General features: G+C 71.0%; 15 protein-coding genes. 11 read left to right on the top strand and 4 right to left on the bottom strand.

Annotated elements, in window-relative coordinates:
- Positions 1-364: 364 nt before the first annotated feature.
- Together IZR01_RS40160 and IZR01_RS40155 are read left to right on the top strand one after the other, a co-directional pair.
- Positions 365-994, top strand: coding sequence for a DUF3180 domain-containing protein (locus tag IZR01_RS40160; RefSeq protein ID WP_194897323.1), 630 nt, complete (start codon positions 365-367; stop codon positions 992-994).
- A 113-nt stretch (positions 995-1,107) separates the two neighbouring features.
- Complete coding sequence (locus IZR01_RS40155; RefSeq protein ID WP_194926906.1) at positions 1,108-2,280, top strand: hypothetical protein; 1,173 nt, start codon at positions 1,108-1,110, stop codon at positions 2,278-2,280.
- 131 nt (positions 2,281-2,411) lie between these two features.
- On the opposite strand, the gene IZR01_RS40150 is transcribed toward IZR01_RS40155, so the two are convergent.
- Positions 2,412-3,584 carry an NADH-quinone oxidoreductase subunit D gene (locus tag IZR01_RS40150; RefSeq protein ID WP_194897321.1) on the bottom strand — a complete coding sequence of 391 codons (1,173 nt, stop codon included), beginning with the start codon at positions 3,582-3,584 and terminating at the stop codon, positions 2,412-2,414.
- A 263-nt stretch (positions 3,585-3,847) separates the two neighbouring features.
- On the opposite strand from IZR01_RS40150, the gene IZR01_RS40145 reads away from it, so the two are divergent.
- On the top strand, positions 3,848-5,239 hold the full coding sequence (locus IZR01_RS40145; protein ID WP_194926905.1) for a hypothetical protein: 1,392 nt from the start codon (positions 3,848-3,850) through the stop codon (positions 5,237-5,239).
- A gap of 135 nt (positions 5,240-5,374) precedes the next feature.
- Here IZR01_RS40145 and IZR01_RS40140 read toward each other — a convergent pair whose 3' ends face one another.
- Together IZR01_RS40140 and IZR01_RS40135 are read right to left on the bottom strand one after the other, a co-directional pair.
- A complete protein-coding gene (locus IZR01_RS40140) occupies positions 5,375-6,097 on the bottom strand; it encodes an SWIM zinc finger family protein (protein WP_194900041.1) in 723 nt (240 codons plus the stop codon).
- Positions 6,098-6,386: 289 nt separating this feature from the next.
- Positions 6,387-7,424, bottom strand: a complete 1,038-nt coding sequence (locus IZR01_RS40135; protein WP_323747239.1) for an SAM-dependent methyltransferase — start codon at positions 7,422-7,424, stop codon at positions 6,387-6,389.
- A gap of 100 nt (positions 7,425-7,524) precedes the next feature.
- On the opposite strand from IZR01_RS40135, the gene IZR01_RS53775 reads away from it, so the two are divergent.
- The 3 genes from IZR01_RS53775 (at position 7,525) to IZR01_RS40120 (ending at position 10,254) form a co-directional block, all read left to right on the top strand.
- Positions 7,525-8,832: a sensor histidine kinase gene (locus IZR01_RS53775; RefSeq protein WP_194926903.1), complete on the top strand. Its 1,308-nt coding sequence runs from the start codon at positions 7,525-7,527 to the stop codon at positions 8,830-8,832.
- A gap of 2 nt (positions 8,833-8,834) precedes the next feature.
- On the top strand, positions 8,835-9,539 hold the full coding sequence (locus tag IZR01_RS40125) for a response regulator (protein ID WP_194926902.1): 705 nt from the start codon (positions 8,835-8,837) through the stop codon (positions 9,537-9,539).
- Positions 9,540-9,666: 127 nt separating this feature from the next.
- Complete coding sequence (locus IZR01_RS40120) at positions 9,667-10,254, top strand: Uma2 family endonuclease (protein ID WP_194926901.1); 588 nt, start codon at positions 9,667-9,669, stop codon at positions 10,252-10,254.
- A 47-nt stretch (positions 10,255-10,301) separates the two neighbouring features.
- On the opposite strand, the gene IZR01_RS40115 is transcribed toward IZR01_RS40120, so the two are convergent.
- Positions 10,302-11,732 (bottom strand): NCS2 family permease, encoded by a 1,431-nt coding sequence (locus tag IZR01_RS40115; protein ID WP_228561132.1) that lies wholly within the window; start codon positions 11,730-11,732, stop codon positions 10,302-10,304.
- A gap of 161 nt (positions 11,733-11,893) precedes the next feature.
- Between IZR01_RS40115 and IZR01_RS40110 the strand changes: the two genes are divergently transcribed.
- The 5 genes from IZR01_RS40110 to IZR01_RS40090 all read left to right on the top strand — a co-directional run.
- Complete coding sequence (locus IZR01_RS40110; protein ID WP_194926900.1) at positions 11,894-12,325, top strand: DUF2530 domain-containing protein; 432 nt, start codon at positions 11,894-11,896, stop codon at positions 12,323-12,325.
- A gap of 107 nt (positions 12,326-12,432) precedes the next feature.
- Positions 12,433-13,011, top strand: coding sequence for a DUF2617 family protein (locus IZR01_RS40105; protein ID WP_194926899.1), 579 nt, complete (start codon positions 12,433-12,435; stop codon positions 13,009-13,011).
- Positions 13,008-13,772: an SDR family NAD(P)-dependent oxidoreductase gene (locus IZR01_RS40100; protein ID WP_194899051.1), complete on the top strand. Its 765-nt coding sequence runs from the start codon at positions 13,008-13,010 to the stop codon at positions 13,770-13,772. The genes IZR01_RS40105 and IZR01_RS40100 overlap by 4 nt, the downstream gene beginning before the upstream one ends.
- 73 nt (positions 13,773-13,845) lie before the next feature.
- Complete coding sequence (locus IZR01_RS40095) at positions 13,846-14,700, top strand: SRPBCC family protein (protein ID WP_194926898.1); 855 nt, start codon at positions 13,846-13,848, stop codon at positions 14,698-14,700.
- Positions 14,701-14,839: 139 nt separating this feature from the next.
- Positions 14,840-15,552: FadR/GntR family transcriptional regulator (locus IZR01_RS40090; protein ID WP_194926897.1), on the top strand; the 713-nt coding region annotated here is incomplete at its 3' end.

The raw sequence follows: 15,552 nt of genomic DNA, 5'->3' as shown, positions 1-15,552 counted from the left end.
CCGAAATCTGCCGATTTCTCAACAACGCCTTTAAACCCCGTACACGACCGGCGGCCTCCGCACCCGACTCTCGTCCAACAGGTGACCACACCACCAACCCGGTGAACCAATCCGGCCACCGCACTAGGCAGCGCACCAGCCAGCCAGCGAGCCAGCGCACCGGCCAGCCACCCCGATCGCCGCCCCGGCGCGTCGGCCGGGTCCCGAAGCGGTCGCCGGCGGATTGTCCGGCCCCGACTCAGCCACTGGTCAGCGCCTCGTCCCAGGCCCGGGCGGGCCTTCGCCGCGGCCGTGGGCCGCTCCGCCGGGCGCCGGAGCCGCAGCGGCTCGCTTCCCGGCGTACCGGCCGCGTACCGTGGACCCTGTGAAGCCCACCCGTCCTCTGGCACTCGCGGTCGCGTTCCTCGTGATCGGCGCCTTGTCCTACGGCGGCGTCCAACTCTGGTCGCACTACGGCATCCCGCCCGGCGTCCCGGCTTCCGCCCCGCTGACCCCGGCGATCCTGGCCGTCATCATCCTGGCCACCGCGCTCGCCTTCCGTGCGCGGCTCAAGGCGCAGCGTGAGGCCGTGCAGCGGGTCCTGGACGGGGAGCCGACCCCGCCGATCCTGCCCGGGCAGCGCCCGCCGAAGCCGCTGGACCCGTTGCAGGCGGCGCGCGCGGTGATGTTCGCCAAGGCCTCGTCGATGGTCGGGGCGATCGTCTCCGGCGTCTACGCCGGGTACGGCGTGTTCCTGCTGAGCAAGCTCAGCGTCGACACCTTCCGCAGCCGGGCCGTCGTCTGCGGGATCACGGTCCTGTGCGGGCTGGCGCTCGTCGCCGCGGCGCTGTATCTGGAGTACGTGCTGCGGGTGCCGCCCAGCGGCCCGGACGACGCGCTGCCGAAGAACGGGAGCGGGACCAAGAGCAAGACGGCCACCCCGACGCGTCCGGTGCGCAACCGTCCGGACGGGACCTTTCCGGTGCGGCGTGAGTCCAACCATTCAGGGTCTTGATTCGTCGGGTATGTCCGAACCCTGGCTATTTGCAAGATCTTGATATCCGCGTGCCCGGTATCGCTCGTACGTTTCGCTTGTCCGTGCGAGCCCGCAACCAGTAATGTTCGGCCATGCGTCACGCTCGGCAGCTCCAAGCCCAGCGACGCGGGGGCGACATAGCCGGCCCGGCATGGCCCTCGATCGTCGCCACCTCCGCGTCCCTGACGGGCGCGGCCGCGGGCATCGCGACCACTCTTGTGTGGAGCGATTCGCTCCATCTGCGGCTCGGCGTCGGCATGGCCGCCGCCGGGGCCGTCTTCTCCTCGTTGTCCGTGCTCGCCGCGCGCCGCGACCGTACGTCGCGCCGCGAACTGGTGGCCACGATGCGCGAGGACCATGCCGCCGAGCTGCGCTATGAGACCGCGCGGCGGGACAAACAGATCGCCGATCTCAAGACCGACGCGCTGGCCGCCGAGGAGACCGTCGTCCTGTTCGAGGAGCGGGCCAAGGGGGAGCAGGTCCGCGCGGACGCCTCCGAGGCCGCCCGGGTGCGGGCCGAGCACGACCTGGCGGTGCTCTCGGCGTGGGTGCAGCAGACCACGGCCGCGGCCGAGCTGACCCGGTCGGCGGTGCAGTCCTTCGCCCAGGTCCAGCCCTTCGAGCCGGACCGGCAGTTCGAACCGGTGTCGGTGCACGACCACACGTTCGCGAGCTACACCGCGGCACGCACGGCGCCGTACGAGCTCGAATACGACCCGGCCTACGCTGCCCGGCACGGCTACGACCCCCAGACGGTCCAGGACCCGGCCGCGGCCTATGAGGCGGACTACGGCAGCTACGGCGTCGGCGCCGAGATCGACCTGCGGCCGGCCGCCGCGGTGCCGGTCCGGATGCAGGACGCCCCGGTGCCGCTGACCCCGGTCGCCGAGGCCGCGCACCCCGAGAACGCGCAGGCCGCTCAGGGCACGCGGGCCGAAGCCGAGCTGTTCGCCCGGGCCCCGCGCCCGCTGCGCTCGGCGGTGCTGGCGGTGCGCGACGAGGTCGGGTTCGACGTCGCCGGTGAGGTCGCCGGCCCCGGTCAGGACCCGTACACCGTGCCCGGCGTGGTGGTGCCGCGCCAGCGCGAGGACGGCCTGCCCCCGGCGCTGCCGCAGGGCCGCCCGGTGGCCCCGGAGCGGCTGTACCGGCCTTACCTCGGCGCGGATCAGGGCACCACGTCCAACGCGGCGCCGGTCGACCTGACCATGTACGACGAGACCCAGCAGATGGCCAAGATCGAGCACCGGGAGACCGGGACCGGCTGAGGTTTCTCAAATGCCCTGAGGTTTCCTCGAAAATCGCCCCGCAGGTCTGCTGCGGGGCGATTTTCTTGTCCGGCCGCCGTTCCTTGCCGCCGCCCTTTGTCGCTGCTACATGTCGGCGCTACTCGTCACCGTTACTTGTCGATGTCGCCGACCACGAAGAACATCGACCCCAGGATCGCCACCATGTCCGACACCAGCGTTCCCGGCAGCGCCTCGGAGAGCACCTGGATGTTGTTGAACGAGGCCGAGCGCAGCTTGAGCCGCCACGGGGTCTTGTCGCCGTGCGAGACCAGGAAGTAGCCGTTGATGCCCAGCGGGTTCTCGGTCCAGGCGTAGGTGTGGCCCTCGGGCACCTTCAGGATCTTCGGCAGCCGCTGGTTGATCGGCCCGGTCGGCAGCGTGTCCAGCTTGTCGGCGCAGGCCTGCGCGAGGTCCAGCGAGTTGTACGCCTGCGCCAGCAGCACCTCGAAACGGGCCAGGCAGTCGCCGCGCTCGCCGGTCACCACCTTGAGCTTGTCGCGCACCTCCGGCTCGCCGTAGGCCAGGTACGGGTCGTCGCGGCGCAGGTCGAAGTCGACGCCGGAGGCGCGGGCGATCGGGCCGGACACCCCGTAGGCGGCGATCTGCTCGGGGGTCAGGACCCCGACGCCCCGGGTCCGGGCCCGGAAGATCTCGTTGCCGGTGATCAGCCGGTCGATGTCGGACATCCGGGAGCGCACCTTGGCGATCGCCGCCCGGACCCGGTCGGTCCAGCCCAGCGGCAGCTCCTCCTTCAGGCCGCCGACCCGGTTGAACATGAAGTGCATGCGGCCGCCGGAGATCTCCTCCATCACCGCCTGGATCTCCTCGCGCTCGCGGAAGGCGTAGAAGATCGGGGTGATCGCTCCGAGCTCCAGCGGATAGGAGCCGAGGAACATCAGGTGGTTGAGGATCCGGTTCAGCTCGGCCAGCAGGGTGCGGGCCCAGGTGGCGCGCTCGGGGACCTCCATCCCGAGCATCCGCTCGACCGCCAGCACCACGCCGAGCTCGCTGGCGAACGCCGAGAGCCAGTCGTGCCGGTTGGCCAGCACGATGATCTGCCGGTAGTCGCGGACCTCGAACAGCTTCTCGGCGCCGCGGTGCATGTAGCCGATGATCGGTTCGGCCGAGACGATGCGCTCGCCGTCCAGCACCAGCCGCAGCCGCAGGACACCGTGGGTGGCCGGGTGCTGCGGGCCGATGTTGAGGACCATGTCGGTGGTCTCCAGGCCCGTGCCGGTGCCCGCGATGCGCTCGGTGAGCTGCTGGGAGGTCATGGCGGCCATTCTGCCAGGCGGCCCGGCCGGGGTCGGGCGGTTGACCGTCCGGGGGCGTCCGGCGCGGGGTCAGGGCCGGGTTCAAGGGCGGTTCAAGGGCGGTTCAAGGGCGGTTCAAGGACGGGTTCCGGGCCGGGTTCGGGGCCGCCGATCACGGTTCGGTGACGACAAGCAACCGGAACCGCCGCATCGCGTCTAAGCGGTGGGAGGCCCGCGTCGACGGGCCGCGGGGTGATCAGGGGTCGGATATGAGGCGAAGGCTTCGTGTTGTCGTGACGGGCCTGGCAGTGATCGGAGCGGGGGCGATCGGGGCGGGTGCACTCGCCGGGACGGCGGTCGCGGCGGGGGCGGGCCCGGCGGCCACGCCGCCGTCGGCGCCCCAGCAGCAGACCGTGTCGGGCGTCGCGGCCAACGGCGTGCAGCTGTCCATGTCCGTGCCCGCCCAGCTGCCGCTGGACCTGCCGGGGCAGCAGCTGCCCGAGCGCGAGGTCGACGTCACGGTCAAGGACGTCGGCGGCCAGGGCTACTCGGGGGACGTGAACGTCAACCTGACGTCCGAGGGCTCGGGTGTCAGCACCGTGTCGCTGCGGCTGGACCACTACAACCTGGCGAGCGGGGCGTGGGAGACGGAGACGATCCCGGCCGGCCAGGGGTCGTTCGGGGTCACCGACAGCGTCACGATCCCGGCCGGCGGCAGCCAGGTCCTGAAGCTGCGGCTGTCGCCGGGGACGACGGCGGTCGACGACGTGAAGGTGACCGCCTCGGCCGACGGGGCGTCGGTGGTCGCGGCGATCCCGGTGACCGGGCCGGCGTTTCAGGCTTCTGGGATGACGGCCTCGGCGCGGGTGGGGACGGCGACGGTGTTCACCGGGAAGCTGACCAATCCGACGGACGTCGGGTTGCAGCACGTGCCGGTGGTGCTGATGCTGTGCCCGAACGGTCCGACGGGGTGCGTCGCGCACGCTTCGGACGTGAAGGTGGAAGTACAGGCAAGCGGCGGGGCGTGGCACGGCGTCTCGGTGGTCGATGCCGCGGGCTCGGTGCCGATGCACGCGACCGTGCTGCCGGACCTGGCGGTGGCGGCGGGCGGGACGGCGCAGTTCTCGGTGCGGGTGACGGTCGGGGCCGGGGCTTTCGGGGCTGTGGGTTCGGGCTCGGGTTCGACCTCCGGCTCGGCCGCGGGACCGGGTTCGGGCTCGACCTCGGGGTCGGGGTCGGGCTTGGCGTCCACACCAGGCCTGCCGTCTTCACCGACGCCGGTCCAGCCGTTGGCGGTGCCGGTGATGCTCGGCCCGGCCGGGCTGACGCTGGTGGGACAGTCGTCCGTGGCGGGCACGGTCACGGTGCAGTCGCCGCCGCAGCAGCCGACGCCTTCGGCCCCGTCGACTCCGTCGGTCCCGTCGAGCAGCTCTGCGACCCCCGGGCCGACCACCAGCAGCACGGACGGCTCCGGCGCCACGCCGAGCGCGTCCGACACCCCGACCCCGACCCCGGCGCCGGCCAGCTCGAACGACGCGGCGGGCACGCCGGGCGCCGGGTCCTCGTCGAGCAGCCCGACGATCCTGGTCGCGGCCGGGCTGCTGGCGGTGTGCCTGGCACTGCTGTTGTGGTGGACGCTGATGAAGCGGCGGGAACGGATGGCGCGTGAGGACGTGGATCAGTAGGCGAGGATCTGGGCCAGTAGGCCAGGACCTGGATCAGTAGGCGAGGACTGGGTCAGGAGGAATAGAGACCGGCGGCCACCGCCCCATGGCGGCCGCCGGTCGTTCGGGTGCTGTACTCGCTGTCGCGTCTGGCGGCTACAAGCCGCGCTTGGCCAGCTCCTCCAGCAGGTTGTGCTTGCGCGCGTTGGCGGCGCGCAGGCCCTCGATGTAGGCCACGGCCTCGGACTTGAGGTGCAGCCGCTGGTACGCCGCCTTCAGGTGCTGGAGGTAGCGCGCGGCTTCGGCGTAGTCGCGGCGGTTCCGGGCCGCTATCCGCGCCTCGATGTGCTTCTTGTAGACCGGGATGGCGCTGGCCGGGTCGGTCAGGGCCCGGACATCGGCCAGCCGCAGTTCGGTGTCGTTGACGTCGGTGCCCGGGGCCACCATCTCGTCGACCCGCGCGGCGAGGTGCCGACGCAGGTCGTGGTCGTCGTGTGCGCAGTCCAGCAGCAGGCCGATCAGATCCTCCCGGTCCAGGATCCCCAACAGCCGCCGCAGCCCCGCGATCTCCCGCTGCGCGGCGATGAACTCCGCGCTGCGCGTCTTCTCGACCGGCCCGTCCAGATACACGAGCCCGACCGCGACACAGTGCCGGCAGAACTCCCCGACCATCCCGCGCGGGCAGTCGCAGGAGTAGTCCAGACCGGCCGGCCGCCGGTCCAGCCGCACCTGCCACGGCTCCGACCCGTAGACGGTCGCCGTGATCTCCGCCCCCGAAGTCCCCAGGGCGTCGACGGCCGGGACGGAGGCCACCCCCCGCTGATAGGAACGCGGCCCGGCCAGCCGTTCCAGATCCTTCTTGCTGAAGAATGCTGTCATACGCACATTCTAGCTAGCGGGTCTGACAAAGTCGGGGCGCAATCGGACTCTCTACCCCAAACACGGTTGGTGAAACTTGGAGGAGTGGATCGTTGTCGAGGCGTTATGCGGGCCCTGCGATGGTGGCCGCGCCGATGCTGCCCTGGCGCTCGGCGGTGGCGTCCGCAGCGGTGTTCGACAGTGGCCGATGAGGCTGGGCGGAGCGGGGACGGGATGGCGGGATACCGATGCTCTGGCGTGATCCAGCGCTTGGGTCGCGCGGGACGATCGCGCTCGGCCGAGGAGCGTCTCAGCAGCCTGAGAAGGACAACAGCCAGCCGAACGCGCCGAGCCCGGCCGGGTCGGTGAGCTCGGCCGCCGAAGAGGCCCGGCTCAGCCCGCGCAGGTACCCGAGCGGATCGGACGAGGCCAGCGCCAGATCCGGGCGCGCGCCGGAGATCCCCAGCTCCCGCAGATAGGCACGCTGCGTGGTCAGCACGGTCTCGATCCCCGGCCCCAGCGCCGCCGCGCAGGAGTCCAGCGCCACGTGCGCGGTGATGTCGCAGGTCCCGTCCGGCACCGCGGGTACCTGGTGCCCGTCCCGGTAGCCGGTCAGCGTGCCGAAGCGCGGACGGTCGGCCGCGGCGTGGGAGTAGTCGACGGCCACCGCCACGCCCCGGTCGAGCCGGTCCACGAGCGAGCGCCACGCCGCGTCCCGGTCCAGGCCGATCTCGGCCCGGGCGCCGGGTTCGACCCCCAGCGGCCACCAGCGTGCCAACCACTCCCGCTGCTCCGCATCGGGCACGGCCCCCAACCGCTCTGCCCCTTTGTCGGTGTCCACTTCCCTATCGGTGTCCACCTCCTTGGTGTCCACCTCCTTACCGGTGTCCACCTCCACGATCCGAGCGATCCCGTCCGCCCCGACCTCAGCGACATCGCACACCACGTTGTCCAACCACTCGTTGGCCACCACCAACCCGACCACCCCGCTGGGCGCCGCCCCGGCCCACTCCACCGCCTCCGGCAACCCCTCCGGTCGCGGCCCCAGATCCACCGCCACCGCCCGCAGCCGCCGGGCCGCCTCCGGCGCCTCGGCGGCCAGCCACTCCACCACCCCGGCTGCCAACTCCCCGCGCCCGGCCGCCATGTCCACGAAGTCCAGCCGCCCCGGCGTGCCCAGCCGCTCGTCCACCCGCAGCAGCAGCCGGCCCACGGCCTCGGCGAACACCGGGTTGTGCGCGGAGGTCCGGAAGTGCGCCGCGGGTCCGGCGCCGGGCCGCCGGTAGAAGCCGTCCGGGCCGTACAGGGCCCGTTCCATCGCCGTGCGCCACGTCACCCATTCCGTCACGGGCGCCACGCTACCGCCCAGCTCATGCGACCTGAGGATGACCACCGGATCATCCCTCGGCGCCATGTCCGGACCCGGGGGCGGCGCCTACGCTGAAGGCGTGTCCCGCGTCTACGCCTGGATTCAGCGCCACCCGAAGCTGATCGACAGTATCCCGGCCGCCTTCCTGCTGGTGGTCGGCCTGGCCTCGCTGATGGCGTCCGACCATCCCGGCCGGGCGGCGCGGTGGCTGGTCGCGCCACTGGTGGCGGCCGCGACGGTACCGCTGATCTTCCGGCGCCGGTGGCCGCGCGGCACGTTCGCGGTGGCCGCGGTGGCGGGCTTCCTCAGCTTCTTCGCCGCGGCGGCGGCCTTCAACGCCGCCGACTTCGCGTTCCTGATCTACCTCTACACGGTCGCCGCCTACTGCCAGCGCCGCTGGTCGATGCCGGCGATGGGCCTGGTCTGGGTCGGCGGACTGATCCAGTTCCAGCTGCTGCACCTGTTCGACGACCAGACGGCGTGCGGCCCGCCCGAACCGGGGCAGCAGGCGGGCTGCTACCAGGGCGGTGAGGCGCCGTACAACCACACCGGGCACTTCAACTGGGTCACCTTCGTGTTCGTCGCCGTCCTGATCGGCGGCCTGGTCGGCCTGGCTTGGGTGGCCGGCGATTCCATGCGGTACCGGCGCGAGTACTACGTGCGCCTGGAGGACCGCGCGCAGCGGCTGGAGCGCGAGCGGGACGCGCAGGCCCAGATAGCCGCCGCCGCCGAGCGCGCCCGCATCGCCCGCGAGCTGCACGACGTGGTCGCGCACAACGTCTCGGTCATGGTGGTGCAGGCCGACGGCGCCACCTACGCCCTGGACCAGGACCCGGAGGCGACCCGCAAGGCGCTGCTGGCAATCGCCCAGACCGGCCGCACCGCCCTGACCGAGATGCGCCGGATGCTCGGCGTGCTGCGCTCGGCCGACGACGCCGGCACCTTCGCCCCGCAGCCCGGCATCGAGCAGCTGGGCGATCTGCTGGAGCAGGTGCGCTCCAGCGGGTTGCAGGTGGCGCTGACCGTGGAGGGGGTGCCGCGGGAGATGCCGACCGGCCTGGCGCTGGCGGTCTACCGGATCGTGCAGGAGTCGCTGACCAACACCCGCAAGCACGGCGGCCCCCAGGTGAAGGCCTCGGTGGCGCTCATGTACACCGACGACTGCCTGGTGCTGCGCATCGTCGACAACGGCCGCGGCGCCGAGGCCCCGGGCGACGGCATGGGGCACGGCCTGGTCGGCATGCGCGAGCGGGTCTCGGTCTTCGGCGGGACACTCGTCACCGGCCCGCACGTCTCCGGCGGCTACGCTGTGGAGGCGATCCTGCCGTTCGCCGGCCCGGAGTCCGCCGACCGGAGCGAACCGCAGGCCGAATCCCAGGAGTCGTGACGTTGAGCCAGACCGCGCCGGAACCGCCGACCGAGACCGACGCCCCCGTCCGCATCGTCCTGGTCGACGACCAGGAACTGCTGCGCACCGGCTTCCGCATGGTCCTGAACAGCCAGCCCGACCTGGCCGTGGTCGGCGAGGCCGGCGACGGCCAGGCCGCCCTGGACCTGCTGGCCACCCTCCAGGCCGACGTGGTCCTGATGGACGTCCGCATGCCCCGCCTAGACGGCGTCGCCGCCACCCGCGAACTCGTGGCCCGCGGCGATCGCCCCCGGGTCCTGATGCTCACCACGTTCGACCTCGACGAGTACGCCTTCGCGGCGCTGAAGGCCGGCGCCAGCGGCTTCCTGCTGAAGGACGTCCCGCCCCCGGACCTGCTGGCCGCGATCCGCGCAGTCCACAGCGGCGAGGCGGTGGTGGCGCCGTCCACCACCCGCCGGCTGCTCGACAAGTTCGCCCCGATGCTCCCCTCGGAGAGCGAGCCGGCGCCCCCGGAACTGACCGTGCTCACCGACCGCGAGCACGAGGTGCTGCTACTGGTGGCGCAGGGAATGTCGAACGCGGAGATCGCGGGGACGCTGTTCCTGTCCGAGGCGACCGTGAAGACCCACGTCGGCCGCATCCTGATGAAGCTCGGGCTGCGGGACCGGGTGCAGGCCGTGGTGCTGGCTTACGAGACCGGGCTGGTGAAGGCGCGGGGGCGGTAGGGCTTGTTCTGAGCATGGCAATGCTCTGAATGGGTGAATGCTGCTGTTATCGGCGCGGCGTTTCGCTGATTTGTGCACACTGGGTATTGATACAACTGCCACCTGCGATCGGAGGTGCCCAGTGCTTATGCGCACAGAAGGGCTGCCGGACTGGCTCATCCCGCCCGACGAAGGCTTCACTGCCGAAGATCTCGACCGGATTCCCAATCTGCCTTCGCACACCCAGCTGATCGACGGGAGCCTGGTCTTTCCGAGCCCCCAGACCTATCTTCACTCGACACTGGCCGACCGCCTGGCTCGGCAACTTCAGAACCAGGCACCGGCTGAGTTCTACGTGTTCCATCGGATGACGACGACACTGGCGCCCCGCCAACGTCCTGAACCGGACGTGATCGTTGCCGACAAGCATGCGGTACAGAGCCTCGATCAAACGGATGTGCCTGTTGAGGATGTCCTTCTAGTCATCGAAGTGGTGTCCCGTGAATCGGAGATCCGGGATCGCGAGCGTAAGCCTCAGCTCTATGCGGCGGCTGGCATCCCGAACTTCTGGCGAGTCGAGGACGATGGCGGCCACGTCGACGTCTACGTCCACGAACTCGGCCCAGACCAGGTCTACCGCCTCGCCGGTGTCCACCGTGACCGGCTCGAAGTCGAGCGGCCGTTCCCGGCGGTCATCGACTTCTCCGCCATCGTGGAGATGTTCAAGGAAGACTGAGCTACCCGGCAGGGGCCTCGGCCAGGCCCCTGCCACCCCCGAAACCGCTACTCGATCCCCAGCGCCTGCTTGATCGGATCCAGCGCGAAGTACACCACGAAGAACACCCCCACGATCCACATCAGCCAGTTCACCTCGCGCGCCTTGCCCAGCACCACCTTCAGCACGCAGAACAAGATGAACCCGGCCCCGATCCCGTTGGTGATGCTGTACGTGAACGGCATCAGCGCGATCGTCAGGAACGCCGGGACCGCGATCTCCCAGTCGTCCCAGTTGATGTCCTTGGCCTGCGTCATCATCAGGAAGCCGACCGCGACCAGTGCCGGCGCCGCCGCCTGGGACGGCACGATGGTCAGCACCGGGGTCAGGAACGCCGCCAGGAACAGCAGCCCGCCGGTGACGATGTTCGCCAGTCCCGTGCGCGCGCCCTCGCCGACGCCGGCCGCCGACTCCACGAAGCAGGTGTTCGACGACGCCGAGCCCGCGCCGCCGGCCGAGGCCGCCAGGCCGTCGATGAACAGCACGCGGCCGATGTTGGGGAGCCGGCCGTCGTCGTCCAGCAGGCCGGCCTCGCCGCTGATGCCGATGATGGTGCCCATCGCGTCGAAGAAGTCGGCCAGGATCAGCGTGAAGACGAAGACGATCGCGGTCATCACGCCGGCGTGGTGGAAGCCGCCGAACAGGCTGAACTTGCCCAGCAGGCCGAAGTCCGGGTGTGCCACCACGCCGTGCGGGACCTTCGGGGCGATGGTGCCCCAGGCCGCGTCCGGGACCTTCGCGATCTTGTTCACCACGATCGCCAGCACCGTGGTGCCGACGATCGAGATCAGCAGGCCGCCGGGGACCTTGCGGACCAGCAGGCACAGGGTGAGCAGGACGCCGATGCAGAACACGAACATCGGCCAGCCCTTGAGCGTGCCGCCGGTGCCGAGGGTGACCGGGGTGCCGTCGCCCTTGCCGACGAACCCGGCGTCGACCAGGCCGATGAAGGCGACGAACAGGCCGATGCCGACGCCGATCGCCTTCTTCAGGGCCAGCGGGATGGCGTCCATGATCTTCTGCCGCAGCCCGGTGACCACCAGCAGGCAGATGCCCAGCCCCTCCAGGACCACCAGGCCCATCGCGTCCGGCCAGGACATGGTCGGGGCCAGGGTGAAGGCCACCACCCCGTTCAGCCCGAGCCCGGCGGCGATGGCCAGCGGCAGGTTCCCGCCGATGCCCATGATCAGCGTCATCACCCCGGCCACCACCGCGGTCGAGGTGACCAGCTGGGTGTGGCTCAGGACGTGGCCGAACTTGTCCTTGGGGCCGGACAGGATGATCGGGTTCAGCACCAGGATGTAGGCCATGGTGAAGAACGTGGCCAGGCCGCCCCGGACCTCGCGGATGTAGGTCGATCCCCGCTCGTGCACCTTGAACGCGCGTTCCAGAACGCCCACCCCGCCGGGACCGCCTTCGCTTCCCGTCTGAACTGACAACTCCCACTCCTCGCCTGGAGATCTCGGACCGCCGATATCCTGTCCACATGACAACCCAGGGCCGCAGGCGCAGAGCGGAGGAACCCGAGGGCACGCCGGAGCGTGACTCTTCCGGTCGCACCGCCCAACGAGGCCGCGCCGGCCGGCCGATTCTGGAGCCGATGCAGATCAACGAGGCAAAGGTTATCTGGATCGGCATCGGCCTGTGGGCTGCTGCGTTCGTCATCTTGTTACCTTTTCGTTCCACTCTGATTTCCGACGGCCACGGTTGGTGGCTTTACACGTGTCTGGCCGGAGCCGGGCTGGGCATGCTGGGCCTGCCGATGGTCGGGCGTCGCAAGGCCGTGATGCACCGGGAGACCGAGCACGGCCGGCAGATGGAGCACGAGGAAGGCGGCGCCGCCAGGGAGCGCAACGGCAACGGGCGCGACAGCGGCAGCGGCAACGGGCGTGACAGCGGAAGCAGCAACGGGCGCGACAACGGACGCGACAACGGACGCGACAACGGCAGCGGACAGGACGCCGGCGGCCGCGATAAGGGCGGTCGGGGCCGGGGCGGCCGAGACAAGGGCCGCGGCCGGGGTCGCCGCTGATCCGCTGATCCGGGGCTCGCGCCCGACCATTGGCCGGTCAGCTGATCAAATCGTCGGACCATACGCTTTCTTCGTGACCTTGGCCGCGTGCGAGTCGTTGATCAGGCATGATCGCTCCCTTATCGGTCCCCTATAGGGACGTCCGCGCCTCGGAGCTGTCGTGGTCCCTGGAGGCCCCCGACCAACCCCCCTTACACACCGGCCTGCATCCCATCGGCCCGCTCGACGTCGAGGTCCGCATCCTCGGCGCCTCGCACCAGATCCTGGTCCGCACCGCCGACCTCGGCCGCCTGGTCTGCCGGGAGACCGTGGCCTGCCGCGACGCCGCCCCGGGCCCGCTGCCGATAGCCATAGAGCGCGAACTCGGCGACGGCTACCACTACGAGGTCCGGTGCGAGGTCCGCGAGGTGGCCGCCGAGCACTTCCCGGCCTGGGCCGGCGCGCTGCGCGACTACGCCGACGCCCTGCCCGGCGCCACGATCGCGGTGTTCCCGGAGATCCCCGACGCCGTGACCGCGGTGGTCGTCGAGCCGCTGCCGGCCCGGCTGGCCGGGGTGCTGTGGCGCAGCTGGCACACGTATCCGCACGCCGGGGGCGGTGGCGACGTCGTCGCCACCAGGACGGTCCTGCACCGGGCACCCCCCTCTGGTGGCGCCGGAGGGGGCATGCCAGGCTTGAGGCCATGACGACGGCCTTGATTACCGGGGCGACGGCCGGCATCGGTGCCGCGTTCGCCCGCCGTTTCGCGGCGGCCCGCTATGACCTGGTGCTCGTGGCCCGCAACTCCGAGCGCCTGGAGAGCGCCGCCACCGAGCTCAGCCTGCTGGGCGCGGGCAAGGTCGAGGTGCTGCCCGCCGACCTGGCCACCGTGGACGGCCGGGCGCTGGTCGAGGACCGGCTGGCCGATCCGCTGCGCGGGGTCGACGTCCTGGTCAACAACGCCGGCTTCGGCCAGGGCAGCGCCTTCCTGTCGCATCCCGTCGAGGAAGAGGAGGCGATGCTGGACGTCATGGTGCGTGCGGTGCTGCGGCTGACCCGCGCGGCGCTGCCGGGCATGATCGAGCGCGGCAAGGGCGCGATCATCAACGTGTCGTCCGTCGCCGGCTTCGTGCCGCGCGGCACCTACAGCTCGGCCAAGGCCTGGGTCACCAACTTCAGCGAGTCCATCTCCGCCGAGGTGCACGGCACCGGCGTGCGGGTGGTCGCGGTCTGCCCGGGGTTCACGCACACCGAGTTCCACGAGCGCGCCGACATCGACACCGCCGACATTCCGGGCTGGATGTGGCTCCAGGCCGACGAGATCGTCGAGGGCGCCCTGCGCGACCTGCGGCGGGGCCTGGCGGTCAGCGTGCCGAGCATGCAGTACAAGGCCATCACCGCGGTGGCCAAGCTGGTCCCGCGCAATCTGGTCACCAAGGTCAGCCGCGGGATGTCCAAGCGCTGGTAACGTGCCACCAGGCACGCGGTCCGCTCCGATGGCGGAAACGCGGGTGACTTCCCGGCAAGGGGGTGGGTACGCGATGGCGTTCGAGGTCGAGGTGCCAGTGCGGCACCGGACTATGTGGCTGGCGTTCACCGATCCCGAGAAGATGGCGCGGGCCGTGCCCGGCCTGACCGTCGACGCGGTGCACACGGTGCCCCCGGCCGACGGCCCCGAGGGGGTCGCAGGGGACGTGGTCGCCGGCCGGCTGAAGCTGCGGATCGGGGCCGGCGGGGCCGGAGCCACCATCACCTATCGCGGCACCGCGTGCATAGCGGGAGCCGAGGCGCACAAGGGGACGCTGGACATCGCCGTGGACGCCGCGCAGGCACGGGGCGACGGTGCGCTGGCCGGGTATCTACGGGTCACGCTGGGCCCGGCCGGGGACGCGGGGGAGCGGACCGTCATCTCGGTGGTGCCGGAGTTGGAGCTCTCCGGGCGCGCTTTGGAGTTCGGGCGCGCGGACTGGCACGAGGCTGTGGAGACGTTGGGCGCGGCCTGGATCGAGACGCTGGCCGCGGAGTACCGGGCTGCCGAGGAAGCTGACGGAGCTGACGGAGCTGACGAACCTTCGGAAGCCGGCCAAGTTGACGAAGCCGAGGAAGCTGCGGAAGCCGAGGAAGCCGCGGTACCCGCTGTAGTGGAATCGCTGTCAAATAAATCCGGGGAATCGGAATCGGAGAAGATCACCAATCCTCCGATCGTTCCCGCGGTGTCGCCGGCTCTCGACGAATCGCTTTCCGACGACCCGCTGGCGGCGGTCTGGAGCGGCCGATACGAGAAGAACCGCTGGCTCCCGCTGATCACGGCTCTGACATTGTTCCTGCTGATCAAGCGTCGCCGCCGCCACCGCGCCGACAAGGCAGGCGCGGATTCATCATTTAGGATGGAATAGCCCTCAGATAGCTGCCTTGAGTAGACCTCGGCTCGTACATTGGCGCGCAAGTCGGTACATCACACCGGATGCCTGGACGCCGGGCGGACCCCGCGCGACGGCCAGTGACGCAGCAGCACGATCGAGGAGCACCAGCAGCATGTACGTCGAGGGATGGAACGTCCACCGGGTCATCCGGCCCGCCCGCCTCGCCAACGCCGTCGTCGAGCGGTTGCTGCTACGCATACTGGAAGGCGAGTTCCCGCCGGGCACGGATCTGCCCCCGGAGGCGGCGCTCGCGGCCGAGTTCGCGGTCAGCCGCACCATTCTGCGCGAGGCGCTGAAGGCGCTGGAGGAGAAGCGCGTCCTGCGCATCCGCCACGGCCGCGGCACCACGGTCCGGCCCAAGGCCGAGTGGAACCTGCTCGACCCGCTGGTCCTGACCGTGCAGCTGGAGTACGAATCCTCTCCAGAACTGGTCGCCGAGCTCGGCGAGGTCCGCACGGCCCTGCTGACGCTGATGGCCGAGCTGGCCGCCCGCCGCATCCACCCGCCCCAGCGCGAACAGCTGACCGCGGCCCTGGAACGCATGCGGGCCGCGACCGAGGAGCCGGGCCCCTTCCACGAGGCGGCCCAGATCTTCACCCGGACCCTGGCCGAGGCGGCGGGCAACGAGGTGGCGCGCTGCGTCATCGAGACCATCGACGTCCCCTACGGCGGCCAGGAGGACAACCAGGCCAAGCTCACGGAGACGATGAAGCTCCGCCTGATGCTGGCCGAGGCGGTCCACGCCACGGTCGCCGCAGGCCCGGGCGCACCGGCCGGCTCACTGCCGGCCCAGGCCCCGGCCACCGCACCGACGCCCCCCGGCAC

Origin of the sequence: Catenulispora pinisilvae (assembly GCF_015356865.1) — a bacterium.
In the GTDB taxonomy this organism is placed as follows: domain Bacteria; phylum Actinomycetota; class Actinomycetes; order Streptomycetales; family Catenulisporaceae; genus Catenulispora; species Catenulispora pinisilvae.
This window is presented reverse-complemented; position numbering and strand designations above follow the sequence as displayed.